The 17,799-nt window shown below is 54.4% G+C and carries 16 protein-coding genes; 7 read left to right on the top strand and 9 right to left on the bottom strand.

The features are described from left to right. Nucleotides 1-116 precede the first annotated feature (116 nt). The 9 genes from F457_RS0103525 to F457_RS0103480 all read right to left on the bottom strand — a co-directional run bounded on the left by F457_RS0103525 (nucleotide 117) and on the right by F457_RS0103480 (nucleotide 10,982). Nucleotides 117-1,421 (bottom strand): c-type cytochrome, encoded by a 1,305-nt coding sequence (locus F457_RS0103525; RefSeq protein ID WP_018979754.1) that lies wholly within the window; start codon nucleotides 1,419-1,421, stop codon nucleotides 117-119. Continuing rightward, nucleotides 1,421-3,217, bottom strand: a complete 1,797-nt coding sequence (locus tag F457_RS0103520; RefSeq protein WP_018979753.1) for a GMC family oxidoreductase — start codon at nucleotides 3,215-3,217, stop codon at nucleotides 1,421-1,423. The genes F457_RS0103525 and F457_RS0103520 overlap by 1 nt, the downstream gene beginning before the upstream one ends. A gap of 1 nt (nucleotide 3,218) precedes the next feature. After that, nucleotides 3,219-3,941, bottom strand: coding sequence for a gluconate 2-dehydrogenase subunit 3 family protein (locus F457_RS0103515; protein WP_051081288.1), 723 nt, complete (start codon nucleotides 3,939-3,941; stop codon nucleotides 3,219-3,221). 120 nt (nucleotides 3,942-4,061) lie between these two features. Continuing rightward, nucleotides 4,062-4,838, bottom strand: a complete 777-nt coding sequence (locus F457_RS12075) for a hypothetical protein (protein ID WP_018979751.1) — start codon at nucleotides 4,836-4,838, stop codon at nucleotides 4,062-4,064. Next, nucleotides 4,835-5,992, bottom strand: coding sequence for a hypothetical protein (locus tag F457_RS14070; RefSeq protein WP_018979750.1), 1,158 nt, complete (start codon nucleotides 5,990-5,992; stop codon nucleotides 4,835-4,837). Before F457_RS14070 ends, F457_RS12075 begins: the two co-directional genes overlap by 4 nt. Further along, nucleotides 5,989-6,945: an Hsp33 family molecular chaperone HslO gene (gene hslO / locus F457_RS0103500; RefSeq protein WP_026294150.1), complete on the bottom strand. Its 957-nt coding sequence runs from the start codon at nucleotides 6,943-6,945 to the stop codon at nucleotides 5,989-5,991. The genes F457_RS14070 and hslO overlap by 4 nt, the downstream gene beginning before the upstream one ends. A gap of 112 nt (nucleotides 6,946-7,057) precedes the next feature. Beyond that, entirely contained in the window at nucleotides 7,058-8,011 is a 954-nt protein-coding gene (gene argF, locus F457_RS0103495) for an ornithine carbamoyltransferase (RefSeq protein ID WP_018979748.1), read from the bottom strand. Continuing rightward, entirely contained in the window at nucleotides 8,008-9,198 is a 1,191-nt protein-coding gene (locus F457_RS12070; RefSeq protein WP_018979747.1) for an aspartate aminotransferase family protein, read from the bottom strand. The genes argF and F457_RS12070 overlap by 4 nt, the downstream gene beginning before the upstream one ends. A gap of 185 nt (nucleotides 9,199-9,383) precedes the next feature. Then, nucleotides 9,384-10,982, bottom strand: coding sequence for a D-aminopeptidase (locus F457_RS0103480; protein ID WP_018979745.1), 1,599 nt, complete (start codon nucleotides 10,980-10,982; stop codon nucleotides 9,384-9,386). 64 nt (nucleotides 10,983-11,046) lie between these two features. Between F457_RS0103480 and F457_RS0103475 the strand changes: the two genes are divergently transcribed. The 7 genes from F457_RS0103475 (at nucleotide 11,047) to F457_RS0103445 (ending at nucleotide 17,782) form a co-directional block, all read left to right on the top strand. Beyond that, nucleotides 11,047-11,652 (top strand): regulatory protein RecX, encoded by a 606-nt coding sequence (locus F457_RS0103475; protein ID WP_018979744.1) that lies wholly within the window; start codon nucleotides 11,047-11,049, stop codon nucleotides 11,650-11,652. 300 nt (nucleotides 11,653-11,952) lie between these two features. After that, nucleotides 11,953-12,420, top strand: a complete 468-nt coding sequence (locus F457_RS0103470; protein WP_245539101.1) for a CHAP domain-containing protein — start codon at nucleotides 11,953-11,955, stop codon at nucleotides 12,418-12,420. 87 nt (nucleotides 12,421-12,507) lie between these two features. Beyond that, nucleotides 12,508-12,771 (top strand): twin-arginine translocase TatA/TatE family subunit, encoded by a 264-nt coding sequence (locus F457_RS0103465; RefSeq protein WP_018979742.1) that lies wholly within the window; start codon nucleotides 12,508-12,510, stop codon nucleotides 12,769-12,771. 29 nt (nucleotides 12,772-12,800) lie between these two features. Next, the gene (locus F457_RS0103460) at nucleotides 12,801-13,736 is read left to right on the top strand and encodes a bifunctional riboflavin kinase/FAD synthetase (protein WP_018979741.1); all 936 of its coding nucleotides are present in this window, start codon (nucleotides 12,801-12,803) and stop codon (nucleotides 13,734-13,736) included. A gap of 75 nt (nucleotides 13,737-13,811) precedes the next feature. Then, complete coding sequence (gene ileS, locus F457_RS0103455) at nucleotides 13,812-16,664, top strand: isoleucine--tRNA ligase (protein WP_018979740.1); 2,853 nt, start codon at nucleotides 13,812-13,814, stop codon at nucleotides 16,662-16,664. After that, nucleotides 16,664-17,161, top strand: coding sequence for a signal peptidase II (lspA, locus tag F457_RS0103450; protein ID WP_018979739.1), 498 nt, complete (start codon nucleotides 16,664-16,666; stop codon nucleotides 17,159-17,161). The genes ileS and lspA overlap by 1 nt, the downstream gene beginning before the upstream one ends. Nucleotides 17,162-17,230: 69 nt before the next feature. Then, complete coding sequence (locus F457_RS0103445) at nucleotides 17,231-17,782, top strand: DUF3035 domain-containing protein (protein WP_018979738.1); 552 nt, start codon at nucleotides 17,231-17,233, stop codon at nucleotides 17,780-17,782. Nucleotides 17,783-17,799 lie beyond the last annotated feature (17 nt).

Below are 17,799 nucleotides of genomic sequence, written 5' to 3'. Positions count from 1 at the left end.
TTCCCAACCTAGAGAATTATTTTTAGAAAGCGTATTAAATCATCATTCATATATTAAATATCATTTATGTAAAATCTTTTTAAGATTTCTATATTTATCATTTTATTGTGTAAATATTATTTTTTACTGCGAATATTTTTAACATTCTCTTTTTTTACAGAAGATTCATCATTGCCCCAAGCATGGCGAATAAAACGTGTAATATCAGCGATATCTTGATCGCTTAATGTCTGTTTAAAGCCTGGCATGGAGAAAGAAGACGGTGCCGTTGATAGGCTTGGGATGGTATCTCCTTCTTTGATGATATGGATAAGCGATGTCGGGTCTTTGGTGAGCACGATAGGGTTCCCTGCAAGAGGAGGGAAAACAGTGCCATAACCGCGACCATCGGTGCGGTGGCAGGCCGCGCATCGGTCAATATAAAGCTGGGCGCCACGCTCTGAGAGGTCGGCGCGCTGCAAAGCATCGCGGCTTGACGGGTCATACTGCCATTCTTTTTCATGAAGAGCGGCGGGCGTGAGCGTTTGCAAAAAACGGGCAATCGCGTGGAGGTCGCTGTCGCTATAGGCGTGTGTGCTGTGTTCAATCACAGGGGTCATACCGCCAAAACTGATCCCTGTGGGCGCACGACCGGTTTTAAGAAAAGCGACAATATCGTCTTCATGCCATCGCCCTAGGCCTGTGCGATTTTCTTGGCGTAAGGAGGGGACAACCCATTGCTCCAGAACACCCCCACCGGAGAGAAAAGAGGAGCCGCCCTGCGCTGTTTGCGTTTTTTCTGCCATAGTGAGGCCGCGTGGCGTATGGCAGGCGCCGCAATGCCCAGCTCCCTCGACGAGATAAGCACCGCGTGCCAGCACTGGGTCGGTAAATTCCGCGGCTGTGCGTTGCTGGGCTTTCGTGACGTTTGGTGCAAAAAACCAGCGCCAGAAAGTCAGAGGCCAGCGCATAGATAACGGCCATGTCAGGCGGTTGGGCGGGGGAGAGACAGGCTGTGGGGTGACGCCATGATGGAAATACACATAAAGGGCGTGAATATCGCTGTCACTGAGCCGAGCATAAGACGGATAAGGCATGGCCGGGTAAAGCGTGCGGCCATCTTTGCGGATCCCTTGCCGTATGGCGCGGGCAAAGTCTGCCTCTGTATAGGTGCCGATTCCATGAATGGGGTCGGGTGTAATATTGGTCGCGTAAATTGTGCCGATCGGCAAAGCGAAGGGCACGCCTCCGCTATAAGCAGGGCGTCCCGGGGCGCTATGGCATGCCATGCAATCCCCTAAGATGGCTTGATAATGGCCTTGCTCCATTAAAGATGGGGGAACGGTATGGGCAACCGATGGAGTGTCCTCTGCTTGTGCGGGTGAAAAGGCGAGCCCGCCAATAAGCGCACAAAGGCCGAGGATGGAAACGTACCGTCGCATCATGACGGTACCAACGGGCCGGGGGATGTGAGATAGGTTGTGCGAATATGATGGGCAGACCAATAGGCTAAGGCGGCCAGCAGTCCCGTAGGATTATAACCAAGCCCGTGGGGGAAGGCATTGGCCCCAATCACGAAGACGTTGGGCACGTCCCAGCTTTGCAGATACCGGTTGAGTGCGCTTGTGCGGGGATTGCTTCCCATAATGGCACCGCCGCCTAAATGGGTGGTTTGATAAAGCCGGCTATCGAAGGGTTGATTATAGTCTAGCATGTTTAATTCGGTGCGGGTTGCTCCCATAGCACGGGCGATCGGTTTGAGCTGATCGACGACATAACGATTCATACGGACATCGTTATCTTTCCACGTAAAGGTCATGCGCAGGAGCGGTTGATCATAGGCATTTGTCCAAGTGGGATCGAGATCGAGATACACATCGCGGTAGGTCATATTGCTGCCATGGGCATCAATATTGAGGGAGTGTTTATAGGTCTCGATCATATCGCTTTTATACTGTGCCCCCCAGCGCGGACGGTCTTTTCCTCCTCCGGCAGAAGCAGCTGCAATCGGCTTAACGCCGGCTTGATTAACCCAAAGCGGAGAGCCACCAATAAATCCATGCGGGCCGCGGTCAAAGTCGGGCTGGTTAAAGTCATCAATGGCCACACCAGCACCACCTGCGCCGACGAACTGGTTGGTGTGGCGGTTTTTGGGGAGCCAAAAGCGCGAGGTTGTAATGGTTTGATAAAAGAAGTTTCGGCCAATCGTCCCCGTGTTTGTGTGTGGATCGTAAGGAGTGCCGATACCCGATAGTAGCATGAGATGCACGTTATAGAGTTGGAACGCGCCAAGGATCACAAGATCGGCTGAGATGGTTTTTTCATGGTGATCGTTCAAGTCAACATAGACGGCCCCGGTGGCGCGTTTTTTGCTTTGATCCAGCGTAATACGGAGCACTTGTGCCTGTGTTACAAGGGTAAAGCCTGGGTCGCGGCGCAATGCGGGGAGGATATTGATGTTGGGAGAGGCTTTTGAATAAAGGAAGCAGTCATAACCGCTGCAATAGCCACAGAAGTTACAAGGACCCATCTGACACCCATAGGGGTTGGTGTAAGGGCGGGAGGCATTGGCGGCGGGCATACTGTAGGGATGATAGCCGAGCTCTTGCGTTGCTGCGCGAAATTGCGCGGCTGAGAAAGTGTCTTCCATAGGCGGAAGAGGGAAGGGGGATGAACGGTTGGGGGCGAAGATATTGCCTTTTCCCGTTGGCTTCCCTTGCACCATATGGGCTTCCCCTGAGGTGCCGAAGATTTTCTCTGCTTTATCAAAGAACGGCTCAAGTTCATCATAGGTGACGTCGAAATCTTGCAGCGTCATGTCGTCGGGAATGAACTTCTTCCCATACCGCTCAATCGTTGCACTTCGCAGACGTAAATCATCAGGCATGACGCGAAAATGGCAGCCAGACCAATGAAGTCCCGCCCCGCCCACACCTTCCCCCGGGAGGAATGCGGCAAGCTGGCGGTATGGCAGTGCTGTTTGGTCGATCCTATTGCGGATGGTTAAAGAGTTGCGGGAAAGTTTTTGAAACAGGCGCTTGCGCACACTGCCGCGAAGCTCATCAATGGAGTTCGGATAGGCGCCGGTTTCAGCTGTATGGCGATCCTCTCCGCGCTCTAAAATGGTGACGGAAAGCCCAGCTTCAGTCAGCTCTTTAGCCATGATGCATCCAGCCCATCCCGCGCCGACGATGAGGACATCGCTATGGCGTGGGGCTGTTGTGGAGGAAGCGTTCATATTACTCACGTATCGTCATAGACAGAGAAGGAGAGATGGAGACAGGGCCAAAGGGATAGGGTGCACCATTCTGGTTGATCCAATCCATAAAATCAGCCCGTGCTCCGGGGAAACCCATCATGATCCAACCTTTCATATCACGGTTCCCACCATAGATCGGGTCGGAAAATGCTCCCTCTAACGTATTGTTACGGAGTTGTTCAAAGAAAGTCGGGCCTGGAATATCCTCTAACGTCAGCGCGCCTGTTTCTAAGTGTGACAGTACCAGCTGTTGCGTGTCTTGAGGAAGCTGATGAAAGGGGGCGTGATAATGGCGCAGGCACTGTTGGGTGAGGCTATAGATCCCATTTCGGTAAAGCTGCCGTGGCGTGTAGGGTAGTTGATAACCCAGTTCAGGCGGCCCAGAGACGAAAGGTGGTTTGCGATACCATAACTCCCCGTGGCCGTAAGGGGTCTGCATTTGCTGGTCAATAAAGCCTGCAACGCCAAGCTCTTGTGCGCCGGGCCCGTTTTCATCATGGGGGAGAATGCATTCGCTGGCACTCTCAACAAAGTGGAATTCATCAGAGGTAAAAAAACGTGACAGATCTGGTGAGCGCGCTGGGGGTGTGCGTGCGGCTGCATCTCGCCAAAAAGGGGCCGAGGCGAGGGCGGTGGCACCTTTGATGAACTGGCGTCGTGCCAAAGAGGGCCTTGAGGGGATCGTGGCGTGGTGATGCGTCATGAGAGAACAGCCCGCCCTAGCGAAAATGACAAAAGACGCGTCATCATAGGAAAGGAAAGACCGTATTGGCAACGGGCGCGCCCGTGCTCAAAACGCTCTCCCCTTTCGGCACTATATGCGTTAGCGCTGCGGCAGGTGGAGCTCACCTGCATGGGAGGTATGAGCTGGAAGGCTTTGTGCTGCTGCTTTGCCCGGTGCAGGAAGGGCGTTATTGGGGCTAGATGGCGGTGTGAGCGTGCTTCCCGAGACGGAGCCCGTTTGTGAGGCATCTAGGTCTTGGCTTTGCACTTTCGCATTGAGTGGGGTTCCCGTGGCATCGGTCAACCATTCGGAACAATGTTTGCGAAGCTGATATTCTAGCTCAACATTCATATCATCCATCAAAGCCTGATTAAGGGTGTATAGGTTGTTTTGATGAGACGTTTTGCTTGAAAAACTACGACTTTGATGCACCGTCGCGATGATCTGTCCATGATGTTGTTGGGCGGGGTCATCCAGTGTGAGCTGCACGGAGAATGTGCCGCTCAGTTGGCGCCAACCATGTGTTTTCGTGATGTCGGCCTTCAGCACCGTAAAGTGAGCATTCCCCGTCACGCCTGTTGTTTTAAGGCGGTCTTGGGCCATACGCTCTAAGTTCGTTACCGGTGAGGTTGGGCTTTGTGCAGCGATATCGTGTTTATCAAATGTGACGCGATTGCTGATGTCAATTTGCCCGACATTCAGGTGGAAAATTGGCAAATAGCTATAGCTTGGTGTTGGGAATGTTTCTTCTGGTTGGTCGCCACTGCATCCGGTGACAGCCAAGGAAAGGCTAAGGCCGGCGGCGCACAGTGCAGTCGTGCTGAGTGTTTTGATTGATTGAGCAAAACGGGGAGAAAGGAGGTGAAAGCGTTTCATGTCCGGCGGCCTTTCTTTTTGCGGTTTTTACGGCGTGATGAGGGTTGTGGAACGGGTGAAGACGGATTAGCGCTTGGCTCTGGCTCTGGCTCTGGCTCTGGCTCTGGCTCTGGCTCTGGCTCTGGCTCTGGCTCTGGCTCTGGCTCTAGGGAAGGCGTACGGATGGCAGGTGAGTTCGTAAACCAGCTTTCCCAAGCAGGAGAGTGGGCGGCAAGGGGCGCTTGTGGTGGCGTGGTGGGTTCCTTCTCAGAACGAGCGAAGTCTTTCCAAATACCAGAAATTTGCCCCACGCCATAGTCTTCAAGCCGGAAGGAGGGCGCCTGACGGATTGTGTCGGGATGGTCGGGATGTTGAATAAACCAAACGAGCAGTCGTGTGGGCAGAAGGTTTGCCTCAATACCATCGCCTAAAATCAGCGGGCCTTGGGGATAATAAAAGAGTGGCTCTTCATGAGGGGAAGGGCTGGAAGAGGAAGGAGCCGCCCAGAAGAGGTAAAACGTAAGCTCTTCAACGGGATCAAAAAAACGACAAGCCATCCCTGCTCTATTTTTCATCACAAGCTGTGGTTTTAGGGGTAACAGTGAGAAGGGTGATAGTGCCGTTGGCGGTTGTTCTTCATGATAGCGGCTGCTCAGAACCTGACGAATGCGCCCAGCGGAGAAAGGTGAAGGCTCTGATGGGCCATCGTCACTATCTGTGCTTTGCTCTTCTTCCTGCGAGGCGTCTTCAAGCAGTTCATGAGGAGAGATGATGAGGGTGCCTTGCGCGACATGATGGTACCATAAGCCGACGATCTCGGTGAGGGCGATGGTGGGCAAGTTTGCCAGACAGCGAAAAACAGGATCATGCACCGGTAACGGTTGATGCGGTGTGTTAATCAGTGATTGATCCAGCAAGGGGTACAGGAGAGGGCTGAGGCACTCAATCAGCTCTGTTTTGCGGTCTGGCTGAAGGGCTAGAGTATGGCTTGCGAGATAGTTCCCCTCAGGAGTAACCCACCAACATGCTTCGCGTCCTGTGTCACGTTGACGAAAGAGAACGACATTCAGCTGAGCCGGTGCCTCATAGCGGGCAATGGCCTCCCAGCCTGGATAGAGGTGCTCAACTGGCTCATCGTTCATCGTCAGCTGTGCCAGAAGGACGCTGCTCATCATGCGTGATGATCTTCCTTGGGGAGGTCATCACGGTTAAAGTCGAAACGGGTATTACAAAAACCACAATTCATTGAGATCACGCCATTTTGGGCCATCTCATCAAGCTCTTCATCACTAAAGCGCGTGAGGAAGCTGCGCATACGCTCTTTATCGCAGCGGCACCCAAAGGAAAGCGGGCGTGACGCCGCGCACTGCACGCTCAGTGTGCCAAACAGGCGATTGATGAGCGTGACGGCGGAGAGTTCAGGGTTGAACAGCTCGTCCGCATTGAGCGTGCCTGCAAATGTGCAGGCTGTTTCCCACACATCTTTTTCTTCGGCTGTGGCTTGAGCCGCAACATTGTCGTTATGAGCGTCGCTGCCTTCTCCAGCGAGACGCTCTAAGACGAGGGCACCGGCCTGCCAGCCTTGCTCGCTCGGTCGTGCGAAGAGGTGGATGGAGCATGGATGCTGCTCACTATCGGTGAAATAGCGCGTTGCCATGTCCGCTAGGGTCTTGCCTTCAAGGCTAGTAATGCCCTGATGGCGTTCTGTGTTAGGGCCTTGGTCGATGGTGAAGGCAAAGTAGCCGTCGCCAAAAAGGCCTTTTGCGGTATCGGGTAAAGGGCCGGTATGTTTTTCGCTCATTTGCGCCATAAAGCGCAACTCGCCTTTGTCAGTACAATCGACAAGGAAGAGGGAAATCGGCCCATCTCCCTTAATTTGGAGTGATAAAGTGCCACTGAACTTCAAGGCCGTGGCCATCGCAGCGACCAGAGCTAAACCTTCCCCGCCAAGTGTTTTGACGGCATCTGGCAGCGTATCATGACGGGAGAGAATGTCCTGTGCGAGCGGGCCAAGGCGAATGAGGCGGCCACGCACAGGCGCACGGTCAAGATAGAAAGGCTGCACAGCGTGAGCGACGGTCAGGCCGGTGCTTGGGGAGGAATGTGCAGGAGAAGAAGTGTCAGTCATCACAAAGGTCATTTCTGTCTGGGTGAGGGCGACGACACTCTGCTCCCCATGAGGAGGCAGAGTGGTGCGTCGAAAATATTCCCCTTATAGAGGGAGGAAAAGAGCGCCGGACTTAGAAAATCTCGTCAAACCCGAAACACCAGAGCAGCAAGCCTTTTTGGCTGTGTAGGCGATTCTCTGCTTCGTCAAAGACAACAGAGGCGTCACTCTCAAAGACGCCTTCAGTGACTTCTTCACCAACATGAGCGGGGAGGCAATGCATGAAGAGAGCATCAGAGGCGGCATTTTCCATCAGCTCTTCAGTGATCTGATACGGGCGGAAAGCGCGCTGACGCTCTTCAGCATCGTCATCGCCCATACTGACCCATGTATCCGTGATGACGGCATCAGCGCCTTCAGCAGCCTCATGAGGATCACGTGTGGTGATGATATTAGCCCCATTGCTGCGTGCCCAGACGATGGCTTCCTCAGAAGGATCAAATTCATCGGGTGTCGCGAGGCGTAGGTGAAAGCCCAGAAGCGCTGAGGCTTCAATCAGAGAGGTCGCGACATTATTGCCATCACCGATCCACGCTATGGTACGGCCTTCAATAGGCCCGCGATGCTCTTCAAACGTCATCACATCCGCGAGGATCTGAATCGGGTGAGAGATTGGGGTGAGCCCGTTAATGACGGGAACGCTGCTCCAACGGGCAAGCTCACGCAGCGATTCATCCTCACCAGTGCGGAGCACGATGACATCCAAAAAGCGCGAGAGGACACGGGCCGTATCGGCAATGCTCTCTCCACGGCCAAGCTGCATGTCAGAAGGGGAAAGAACGCTCACATTCCCGCCTAGCTGCTTCATGCCGACTTCAAAAGACACACGTGTGCGCGTGGAGGGGCGGGCCATCATGAGGCCTAGGGCCCGTCCAGAAAGTGGGCTGTCAGGATGAAGAGGGAAGCGGCGTCCATCTTGTTTGGCTTTGACCCGTGAAGCCATGTTGAGAATGGCGCGAATTTCGTCGCCTGTAAGGTCTTTAATGTCAAGAAAATGACGGGGGGTGGAAGAGTGGGGCGCGGTCACGCGTTCTTCTCCTGATTGTTGGTAAGGGCGTGGGCAGCACGTTGTAAGCGCGTGCAAGCCTCTTGGCAGTCCTCTTCTGTAGCGATCAAGGGTGGCATGAGACGCATCACATTATCACCTGCTGCAACGGCAAGGAGACCCTCACCAAGGGCTGCACTAACAAGGGAACCGACGGGAACGCGACAATGTAGGCCACGCATAAGCCCAACACCGCGCACCTCGTCGAAAATTTCGGGCATTTCAGCAACCAAAGCATCAAGCATGGTGCCAAAGGCGTGCCCAACGCGAGCAATTTGCTCCAACATACCGGGAGCAAGAAGCACATCCGTAACGGCAAGCCCAGCAGCACAGGCGAGTGGATTCCCACCATATGTTGTGCCGTGCGTTCCGGGCGTTAGATGTTTGGCCAGTTCTTCACGGGCGAGAACAGCACCAAGAGGGAAGCCGCCACCAATGCCTTTTGCTGCCGAGATAACATCAGGGGCAATCCCAGCATGTTCATGGGCAAAAAGTGTCCCAGTGCGACCCATTCCAGACTGAACCTCATCAATTCCAAGGTAAAGCCCGTATTCGTCGCAGAGGGTTCGCAACCCTTGCAGGAACTCTGGAGTGGCTGGACGGATCCCGCTCTCTCCTTGGATAGGCTCGACAAGAATACCGGCTGTTTGGGGGGTGATGGCTGCTTTGACGGCGTCAAGATCGTTAAACGGCACATGGTCAAACCCCTCCACCGTCGGGCCGAATCCCTCAAGATAGGCAGGGTTCCCTGTAGCGGAGATCATCGCCAAGGTGCGTCCGTGGAAGGCATGTTCAAAGCAGATGATCCGGTTCCGCTCGGGATGGCCGTTTTTATACTGAGCACGACGGATCAGCTTGACGAGCCCCTCATTCGCCTCTGCACCAGAATTGCAGAAAAGGACCGAATCTGCAGCAGAATGCGCAACGAGTCGGTCGGCAAGGGCTTGTGCTTGAGGCACCTGATAGAGGTTAGAGACATGCATGACCCGCCCGGCCTGCTCGGTAATGGCTTTGACGAGCTGGGGGTGTGAATGCCCCAGGGAGGTTACGGCAATGCCAGCCCCGAAATCGAGATAACGTCGTCCATCTGTCCCCGTAAGCCAGAGGCCTTCCCCATGCTCGAAAGCAAGGTCGAAGCGTTTATAGTTCGGCATAACGGTGGGGATCATGAGTGCGCGATCCTATTAGGGTGAAACAGACAATAACGGACGGGGAAGGCATCACTTCCTTCGATGGTTTTCCCAAAGCAGAAAGCCCCGCTCCCCTTGGTAAAAAGAAAGAGCAGGGTGCAAACCCACCCCAACATAGTGCTCAAGGAGAGAGAAGACGTCAAATCCAACCTTAACATAAAGGGTTAAGCGTCTCCAGATGGACGAGGGGAAAGACGCTCATAGACGAGGTTTCGTGCCAACCAACATCCAACGCGCACCTGCTGTACAGACCCTTGGGTGCGTTCAATTTTGAGCGTCCAATCACCGGGGGCAGTATGGTCGAGAGCACGCGGGCAAGGGAATGTCCATAGATCTTCACCAATATTGGTCAGGCGTTCCATGCGTCCTTCCCCTAAAAGGCCGTTAAACCCTCCATAAAGAAGGCCCCCCTGTTCGGTGATGGTCAGTTCAGAACCGTCCAGCTCGTCACAACGATATTGTCCGACAAGCGCACGGCGCTCTGGTGTTGGGGATGTGTTGTGGGGGACGAGCAGACAGCGCCGATTTTCAGCGGGGCGTGTCATGACGATTCCCTCCGCGGTGCGTTCAAGCTGTACCCCTGCATTGCCTGCTTCTGTGGCACTATGGAGGGGGATGTCCTCGGGCACCATAAGGTAACGAAGGCGGAGGGAAGAGGCATTCACGGTCTCAATACGCGCAGAGAGCCCTGTTTCTTTATCCAGCCAAACACCGTTAAAGTCATGAGCGATGGTTGGTGCTGTATTGGACTGGGTGGAGCGTGGTGCCGTTAGGCCGAGAGCGTGATGAAAGAGGTCGCTCGCGGCGGCTTGGGCGGCGGACATATGGTTAAACAGCACGACAACAGAAAGACGTTTTTCTGGGCAATAAAGGCGATGGGAGCGCCAGCCGCGCAGCGCACCACCATGACCCGTGACCTCGTATCCAGCCAAGCGGCTACGTTGGAGGCCGAAGCCGTAAGAGGCCGGCGTGCCATCGCGGAAAGTGACGGGGGCGCTGAGGCGTTGATAGAGGCTGTTGGGGTCATTGCGTGTGGCATCAATACAGCGTTCCCATGCGATCATATCATCAAGTGACGCGGCCATGCCGGCGTCCCCTGTCCAGTAAATACGATTCACGGCAGGGCGGAAGCCGCTTTCCGTCGTGCCTTCATAGCCGGTCGTGCCGTCAGGTAGAGCGCGTGTTTCGGGGGCGAGAAGGGCGGTGTGCATACGTGCGGGGGTGAAGATATGGCGCTTAAGGAGCGCTGCAAAGCTTTCGCCACTTTCTGCTTCCATTGCGTTGGAAAGGAGGCGGAAATTCTGATTAACGTAAGAATAAGATGTGCCGGGCTCAAACTGAAGCGAGCGTGTGCCTGCCATCACACGGCGTGCATCGCCTTCGTTAAACTGGCCTTCAATGGCCGCGCCATGGAGCATCGCGACAGCCCAATAGTCCCGTAGGCCGGATTGATTATGAGCGAGGTGATGGATGGTCGGGTGGTGTGTTGCTAAATGAGGGAGTGCTTGCCGCACGAAGGGGGTGAGCTTTTCTGGGTCGCGGTAACGATCCAACATCACAGCGCAGGTAAATTGTTTTGTGATAGAACAGATGCGGAAAAGAGAAGACGGCGTGAAGGGTATTCGGCGTTCAAGAGACGCATAGCCCCAACTATGGCGCGCGATGATCTCTCCTTCACGGAGGATGGCGACAGCTCCGCCGGGCCCGGGGTAGCGTTGGGCAATCTCTAAGAGGGCGGTATGGAGAGTGTCTGAAGAGGACATGGGTAAAAGCCGTCTCTGAAAAAGGATATGTAAGGAACCAGTAGAGGCGAGTATAGGAGATACGATGTCAGAAATCCCCCCCGCTCCGACACAAACGCAGCTTCGTGAGGCTGCTTTGGCTCATTTGGCGCGTTTTGCCACCACCCGGCAGGGGTTACGGTTGGTTTTGCAGCGGCGTATTCGTCGCTGGGCTGGCAGGGCTGTGCGGGCTGGGCTGGAAGAGGAGCAGGCTGTTGCGCATGAGCAGCAGTGCCAGCCGTGGATTGATGAAATTGTGGCTTCCATGGAAGGGCTGGGAGCTGTTGATGATGCGGGTTATGCGCGGGCGCGAGCGCGGAGCATGACGCGCACAGGGCGCTCACGCCGGGCAGTCAAAGCGCATTTACGCACCAAGGGGGTGGAGCAAGACACGCTGGATCAGGCGATAGATGAGAGCTTGGGGGAGCGCTCAGACGAATCTGGACGAGAGGCGGAGCTTGGAGCCGCGCTTGTTTTGGCGCGCAAACGTCGCGTTGGCCCTTTTGCCCGCCCTGATCGACCAGAGAAGGAGCATCATAAGGTTTTGGCTATTTTTGCCCGAAATGGCTTTTCGCAAGATGTCGCGCAGTCTGCCTTGGCGATGGATCTTGATGAGGCGGAGGAGAGGATCTTCGCTTTTCGTTCTTTGTGAACCAAGAATGGCGCTCTATCGCGCTTATTTTCTGCTTTTGCTGAAAAAGGCTTGGGGGAGCAGGCGATCACTGATGGGGGCATCTTAGGGAGAAGATTGGGGTGTGTGACAGTCGTTGAGAGGTCGCAAAAACCGTCAAAAGCTGAGTGGAAGACGCTTTTTTGTGGACAGATATAAAGATGTCATGAATTTTCACACGGATAACGTGCTTTCTAGCGTCTGTCTTATGTGTAGTTTTTCCTTCGTCTTTTACCCCCAATAGCGCCTCTAGAAGATCGCGTGGTGCCCCAGATATTGATCATGATGACCCTTCGTTCCTCAGTTATGATAAAGCATTTTTCTTACGTATTTTTGCTCGTCCTTTTAGGCTGTGCGGGGTGCAGCGGGTATCATGGTTCGGTGCAATGTGCGCCTTATGCGCGCCGTCTCACAGGGGTGAACTTGCATGGCTCTGCGGCGGGTTGGTGGTGGCAAGCGCGCGGGCATTATGCGCGGGTTCATCGCCCTGCCCAAGGTGCGGTGCTGGTGTTTCGTGCAACGTCACGCGTGCCAGATGGGCATGTGGCGGTCGTGAGGCGCGTGCTGACGGAGCGGCGTATCACGGTTGATCAGGCTAATTGGGTGCCGGGCGAGATTGAGCATAATGTGCTGGTTGAGGATGTTTCGCCCAAAGCAAACTGGTCGCGCGTGCGAGTGTGGTGGTCGCCAACAGGGCATTGGGGAACACGCTTTTACCCAACCTATGGTTTTCTTCTGATGTCACGGTAGAGCAGTTCTGTGCAGAGAAGGGGTTGCACAATTGGTCAACCCTTGCCACATGCTGGAGGAGCTTTTGGCTTTTCGGAGTATGACCCTATGGGCAGCATGAGTATTACGCACTGGGTAATTTTTGGCATTGTCGTTCTAGTCTTGTTTGGCGGCGGTGGTAAAATCAGCGGCCTCATGGGGGATTTTGCGAAGGGCATTAAGTCCTTCAAGAAGGGTATGGCTGAAGAAGATCAGCCTTCATCCGAGCAAAAACCCGATGAACGTCTCAATCCCCCGAAGAAGGACGGTCAGGCAACATCACAGCGTGATGCACGTATGGCTGAAGAAGAATCGGCGCATTCTCCACGATAAGTGGGAGAGCGGAGCGGTATTAGACGTTTATGACACTCTATACAGATTGGCGCACACTGCCTCAGGCTGTGCGGGGAAACGCTGTTGCGTTGGGGAATTTTGACGGTGTGCATCGTGGGCATGTGCATTTGTTAGAAAGCCTCAAGATGGCGCGTCCTGACTGCCCCCCAGCTGTGGTGACGTTTGAACCGCATCCGCGTGCGTTTTTTCGTCCTCAAGACCCGCCTTTTCGCCTCATGCGTGCGGATATGCGTGCTCAGGCTCTGAGTGAGCAGGGCGTGGATCATGTGGTGCAGATCCCGTTTGATGCGACTTTTTCTCACAGCGGGCCACGCGACTTTGTGCGTGACGTGTTGATTGGTGGCCTTGATGTTGCGCATGTGGCGTGCGGGGCTGACTTTGCGTTTGGTCACCGTCGCACGGGTGATGTGGTGCTCCTCGAAAGCTTGCTAGGCCAGCATGGCGTTGGGGTAAGCATCGTTCCACAGCTTTCTGATGCGTCAGGCCCTATTTCCTCCAGCCGTATCCGTCGTCTCATTCAAGAAGGCTATCCCGAACGCGCTGCTGAGTTGCTAGGGCGCACTTGGAGTATCACGGGGGAAGTTGTGCAAGGAGACCAGCGCGGGCGATTGTTAGGATTCCCGACGGCGAATATTGCGCTTGGAGATTATATTGAGCCTGCTCGTGGGGTTTATGCGGTGCGGGTTCGCTTGCCGGATGGGCGTGATGTGCCGGGTGTAGCCAATGTTGGGCGGCGTCCCACCATTAATGATGGCAAAGAAAGCCGCTTAGAAGCGCATCTTTTTGATTTTGATGAAGACCTTTATGGCCAGACACTGAGCGTAGCCCTCGTGGCGTTGCTGCGTGAAGAGAAGCGCTTTAAGGGTTTGGACGAACTGAAAGCGCATATTGCGTGCGATGTTGTGCAAGCTCGTGCGTGTTTAGAGCGTCATTCTGCCTGCTAGGTCTTGACCCGAAGGGGTCCGTCTCCCCATATGGTCAGACCTTTTTTGTTTTCTTAAAACCGGCGCGCTTATTTCATGTCTGACCCCGTAGAAAAGACCGATTCAGCTTTTCGTGACCAACAAGAGCGTTATCGCGAGAGTGTTTTCCTCCCCAAAACATCCTTCCCTATGCGGGGGAACCTCCCAAAGCGTGAGCCTGAGACGCTTAAGCGCTGGGCGGAGATGGGCCTAGATGGCGCGATTCGTGAGGCTGGGCAGCAGGCGGAGCGTATTTTTACGCTTCATGATGGCCCTCCTTACGCGAATGGTCACATCCATATTGGGCATGCACTCAATAAGGTGATGAAAGACGTCATTAATCGGGCTCAGCGGATGAACGGGGCTGAGGTGCGCTATATGCCGGGCTGGGACTGCCACGGCTTGCCGATTGAGTGGAAAGTTGAAGAAGAATACCGCAAAAAAGGGAAGGATAAGGACGTTGTTCCTGTTCTGAAATTTCGTGCGGAATGCCGTGAATACGCCGCGCGTTGGGTGGATGCACAACGTGAGGACTTTAAGCGTTTAGGGATTCAGGCGGAATGGGATCATCGTTATGTGACGATGGACTTTTCCTCTGAAGCGCAGATTGTTGAGGAGATTGGTAAATTTCTTCTCAATGGCCGTCTCTATCGTGGGTTGCGCCCTATTATGTGGAGCCCGGTTGAGAAAACAGCGCTTGCTGAAGCGGAAGTGGAATATCACGATATTAAATCCACAACCCTTCAGGTAGCTTTCCCCATTGCGCATGACCCAACCCCTGAAGGGCTGTTGCGTGATGTATCGGCTGTTATTTGGACGACCACCCCGTGGACGATCCCTGTTAACCGCGCGTTAGCCGCGGGGCCTGAGATTACGTATCAGGTCATTGAGGTCACCGGGGTTAATGACGATAGCGTGGTGCCTGTTGGCAGTAAGTTGCTGATTGCCCAGGAGCGGTTAGAGCTTTTCGCGTCTGACGTTGGGCTGACCGAATGGACGGTGCTGCATACTTTGCCGGGGAGCGCATTAGAGGGGGCTGTTTTTGCCCATCCTCTGCATGAGCGTGGTTATGACCATGATGTACCGCTCTTTTTAGGTGATTTTGTTACGACTGAAGCGGGGACGGGGCTGGTGCATATGGCGCCGGCTCATGGTCAGGACGACTTCCAGCTCTGCCGTGAGCATGGTGTTGAAGTCACTGAGCTGGTTCAAGATAACGGCACTTATGTGCCGTGGATGCCAGAGCTTGCAGGGGTGCATGTCTTTAAAGCGACTGCGCCTGTCTGTGCGTTGTTGGAAGAAGAGCGCGATAAAGCGGCGGCGCAGGGGCGTGCCGTTGGGCTGATGGGCCAGCGCGTGATTGAGCACTCCTATCCGCATTCATGGCGTTCTAAAAAACCGGTGATTTATCGCGCAACGCCGCAATGGTTCATTGCGATGGAGTCTGCAGACGGCGATGGTCTGCGTGCCAAAGCCCTCGATGCTTTGGAAAACGTGTCTTTTGTGCCGGCAAGCGCGCGCCGTCGTCTGACGACGATGGTGGCGCAGCGCCCAGATTGGTGCATTTCACGCCAGCGTTCATGGGGTGTGCCCATTGCTGTGTTTGTGGAAAAACGCACAGGCACTGTGCTGCGTGATCCTGCCGTGATGGAGCGTGTAGTCACAACCTTCCAAGAGCGTGGGGCGGATGCGTGGTATGATACCGATCCAGCCGTGTTCTTAGGGGAGGGGCGTGACCCGGCGGATTACGAGCAGGTTTTCGATATTGTCGATGTCTGGTTTGAAAGTGGCTGTAGCCATCGTTTCGTCTTGCAACAAGAAGGGATGAACTACCCAGCTGACCTTTATCTGGAAGGGTCAGATCAGCATCGTGGTTGGTTCCAATCGTCCTTGCTTGAAAGTGTTGGGACGCAAGGCTGGGCACCGTATAAGGCGGTCGTAACAAATGGTTTTGTGCTGGATGGCCAAGGCCGCAAGATGTCTAAATCTTTTGGTAATGTCATTCTCCCTGAGGATGTGACCAAGAAGCTCGGTGCCGATGTGTTGCGCCTTTGGGTGTTGAATTCTGACACGAATGAAGATTTGCGCATCAGCCACGATATTCTCAAACAGCAAGGCGAGCTTTATCGCCGCGTGCGCAATACGCTGCGTTGGCTTTTGGGGGCTTTGGATGGTTTCTCAGAGGAAGAAGTGCTGCCCTATGCGGAGCTGCCACCTTTGGAACATTATATCCTCCACCGCCTGACAGAGCTGCATCAGCGCGTGATGGAAGCGGTAAAGACCCATCAATGGAATGGGGTTTATCCGCTTTTACATGGCTTTTGTAATAATGACCTGTCGGCCTTTTATTTCGATATCCGTAAAGATTCGATCTATTGCGATGGGGCTGCATCCATAACACGGCGTGCGGCACGGACGGTACTGGATATCTTGCACCGGGCTTTAGCAACATGGTTGGCCCCTGCTTTGGTCTTTACCGCTGAAGAATCGTGGCAGGCCCGTTTTGGTGAGGGCGAGAGTGTGCATCTGCAACGTCTCTTCACGCCTGACCAAGCGTGGCATAACCCAGAGTTGGGTGCGCGTTGGGAGGCTCTTCGCCAGATACGCCGCCGTGTCACGACAGCGTTGGAAGGGGCACGTCGTGATGGGGCTATCCGTAGCTCTCTGGAAGCGCGTGTTCAGCTGCCTCTTTCAGAAGACGAGAAACGCCAAACAGACGGTATAGATTGGGCAGAATTGTGCATTGCGTCACAGCTTTACACGGTTGACGGAAGCGCTGATGCCCCCGTGACGGTGGAGCCTGCTGAGGGAGAAAAATGTGCACGCTGTTGGCGTGTGCTGCCTGATGTTGGGGAAAATAAAGACCATTCACATCTTTGCCGCCGCTGCGTTAGCGTGGTGGAGGGCTGATGGCGGCACGGCGCACCTTTCATGTTCATCGACCGTCAAGTTGGCGAGGCGTTGGCTTGGTCGTCGCGTTGCTCGTGTTGCTGGGAGACCAAGCGAGCAAGCTATGGATTCTCTATGGGCTAAACTTGCCGGAGAAGGGAAGTGTTCCAGTTTTGCCATGGTTGAATTTTACCATGGTCTGGAATCATGCCGTAACATTTGGCATGTTTGGCGGGCATAGCGCTTGGGTCTTTGTTGCGATCTCTGTGTTCGCTGTGCTGGCGCTTTTAGTCGTCCTCGCACGAAGCCGTCGTAAAGCTGTGAGTGTAGCCTGCGGTGGTATTATCGGTGGGGCGATCGGCAATGTGATTGATCGTGTGCATTATGGAGCGGTGGTGGATTTCCTCCATTTCCATGTTGCTGGTTGGTCATGGTATGTTTTCAACGGTGCTGATTCAGCGATTGTGTGTGGTGTGGGATTATGGATCCTCGACTCATTTATAGCGGATCGGCGGTAGATCGTTCCTCCGGGAACATGTCTGGAATGCTTGCCCATTTTCTGTGGGAACGATAGGACTAAGAACATCATGAGTGCAGTGCGGGAACCTGTCATGCGGCGTTTTGCTCCTTCCGTTATTCGTTGGGGGATACAAGCTGGAGTTGCAGCTTCTATTGGTCTCACCCTTGTTGGATGCTCGGGGAGCGATGTGGTACGTAGTTTTGGCCTCAAGCGGCCAATGCCTGATGAATATACGGTGACCACACGTGCACCGCTGTCTATGCCACCTTCTGAAAAGCTGGTGCTGCCGGGGGCTGCGAATGCGAACCGCCCTGATGAAAGCCCGCGTATGCAAGCGCTGGAAACGCTGGCACCTGATGTTGCGCTCCATCCGCTTGATGGGAGCCCCAGTGCTGGTCAGAGCGCCCTTGTGAGTGATGCTTCGAAAGCGGCTCATAGCCCAGAGAATTCCGAACTTGGTGATTCGGATGCCGGGTTCGTTGATAGCCTGATGTTCTGGCAAGGTGGCCGTGCGGGCGATGTGGTGGATGGTGATTCTGAAAATCAGCGTATCCAGCATAATAGTGCCTTAGGAAAGCCCCTGAACCACGGGGCGACACCCACCATGAAAAGCCGCTAAGAGCGGTATTTTCTTTT

It is taken from the genome of Saccharibacter floricola DSM 15669, from assembly GCF_000378165.1.
Lineage (GTDB): Bacteria > Pseudomonadota > Alphaproteobacteria > Acetobacterales > Acetobacteraceae > Saccharibacter > Saccharibacter floricola.
This window is presented reverse-complemented; position numbering and strand designations above follow the sequence as displayed.

Bases quoted from the DNA above. Each gene is read 5' to 3' on its own strand.
- ileS (WP_018979740.1), top strand. From the start codon at position 13,812: ATGTCTGACCCCGTAGAAAAGACCGATTCAGCTTTTCGTGACCAACAA.
- F457_RS0103520 (WP_018979753.1), bottom strand. From the start codon at position 3,217: ATGAACGCTTCCTCCACAACAGCCCCACGCCATAGCGATGTCCTCATC.
- F457_RS0103470 (WP_245539101.1), top strand. From the start codon at position 11,953: ATGATGACCCTTCGTTCCTCAGTTATGATAAAGCATTTTTCTTACGTA.
- F457_RS12070 (WP_018979747.1), bottom strand. From the start codon at position 9,198: ATGATCCCCACCGTTATGCCGAACTATAAACGCTTCGACCTTGCTTTC.
- F457_RS0103465 (WP_018979742.1), top strand. From the start codon at position 12,508: ATGGGCAGCATGAGTATTACGCACTGGGTAATTTTTGGCATTGTCGTT.
- F457_RS12075 (WP_018979751.1), bottom strand. From the start codon at position 4,838: ATGAAACGCTTTCACCTCCTTTCTCCCCGTTTTGCTCAATCAATCAAA.
- F457_RS0103475 (WP_018979744.1), top strand. From the start codon at position 11,047: ATGTCAGAAATCCCCCCCGCTCCGACACAAACGCAGCTTCGTGAGGCT.
- hslO (WP_026294150.1), bottom strand. From the start codon at position 6,945: ATGACTGACACTTCTTCTCCTGCACATTCCTCCCCAAGCACCGGCCTG.
- F457_RS0103445 (WP_018979738.1), top strand. From the start codon at position 17,231: ATGAGTGCAGTGCGGGAACCTGTCATGCGGCGTTTTGCTCCTTCCGTT.
- F457_RS0103515 (WP_051081288.1), bottom strand. From the start codon at position 3,941: ATGACGCATCACCACGCCACGATCCCCTCAAGGCCCTCTTTGGCACGA.
- F457_RS14070 (WP_018979750.1), bottom strand. From the start codon at position 5,992: ATGATGAGCAGCGTCCTTCTGGCACAGCTGACGATGAACGATGAGCCA.
- lspA (WP_018979739.1), top strand. From the start codon at position 16,664: ATGGCGGCACGGCGCACCTTTCATGTTCATCGACCGTCAAGTTGGCGA.
- F457_RS0103480 (WP_018979745.1), bottom strand. From the start codon at position 10,982: ATGTCCTCTTCAGACACTCTCCATACCGCCCTCTTAGAGATTGCCCAA.
- F457_RS0103525 (WP_018979754.1), bottom strand. From the start codon at position 1,421: ATGCGACGGTACGTTTCCATCCTCGGCCTTTGTGCGCTTATTGGCGGG.
- F457_RS0103460 (WP_018979741.1), top strand. From the start codon at position 12,801: ATGACACTCTATACAGATTGGCGCACACTGCCTCAGGCTGTGCGGGGA.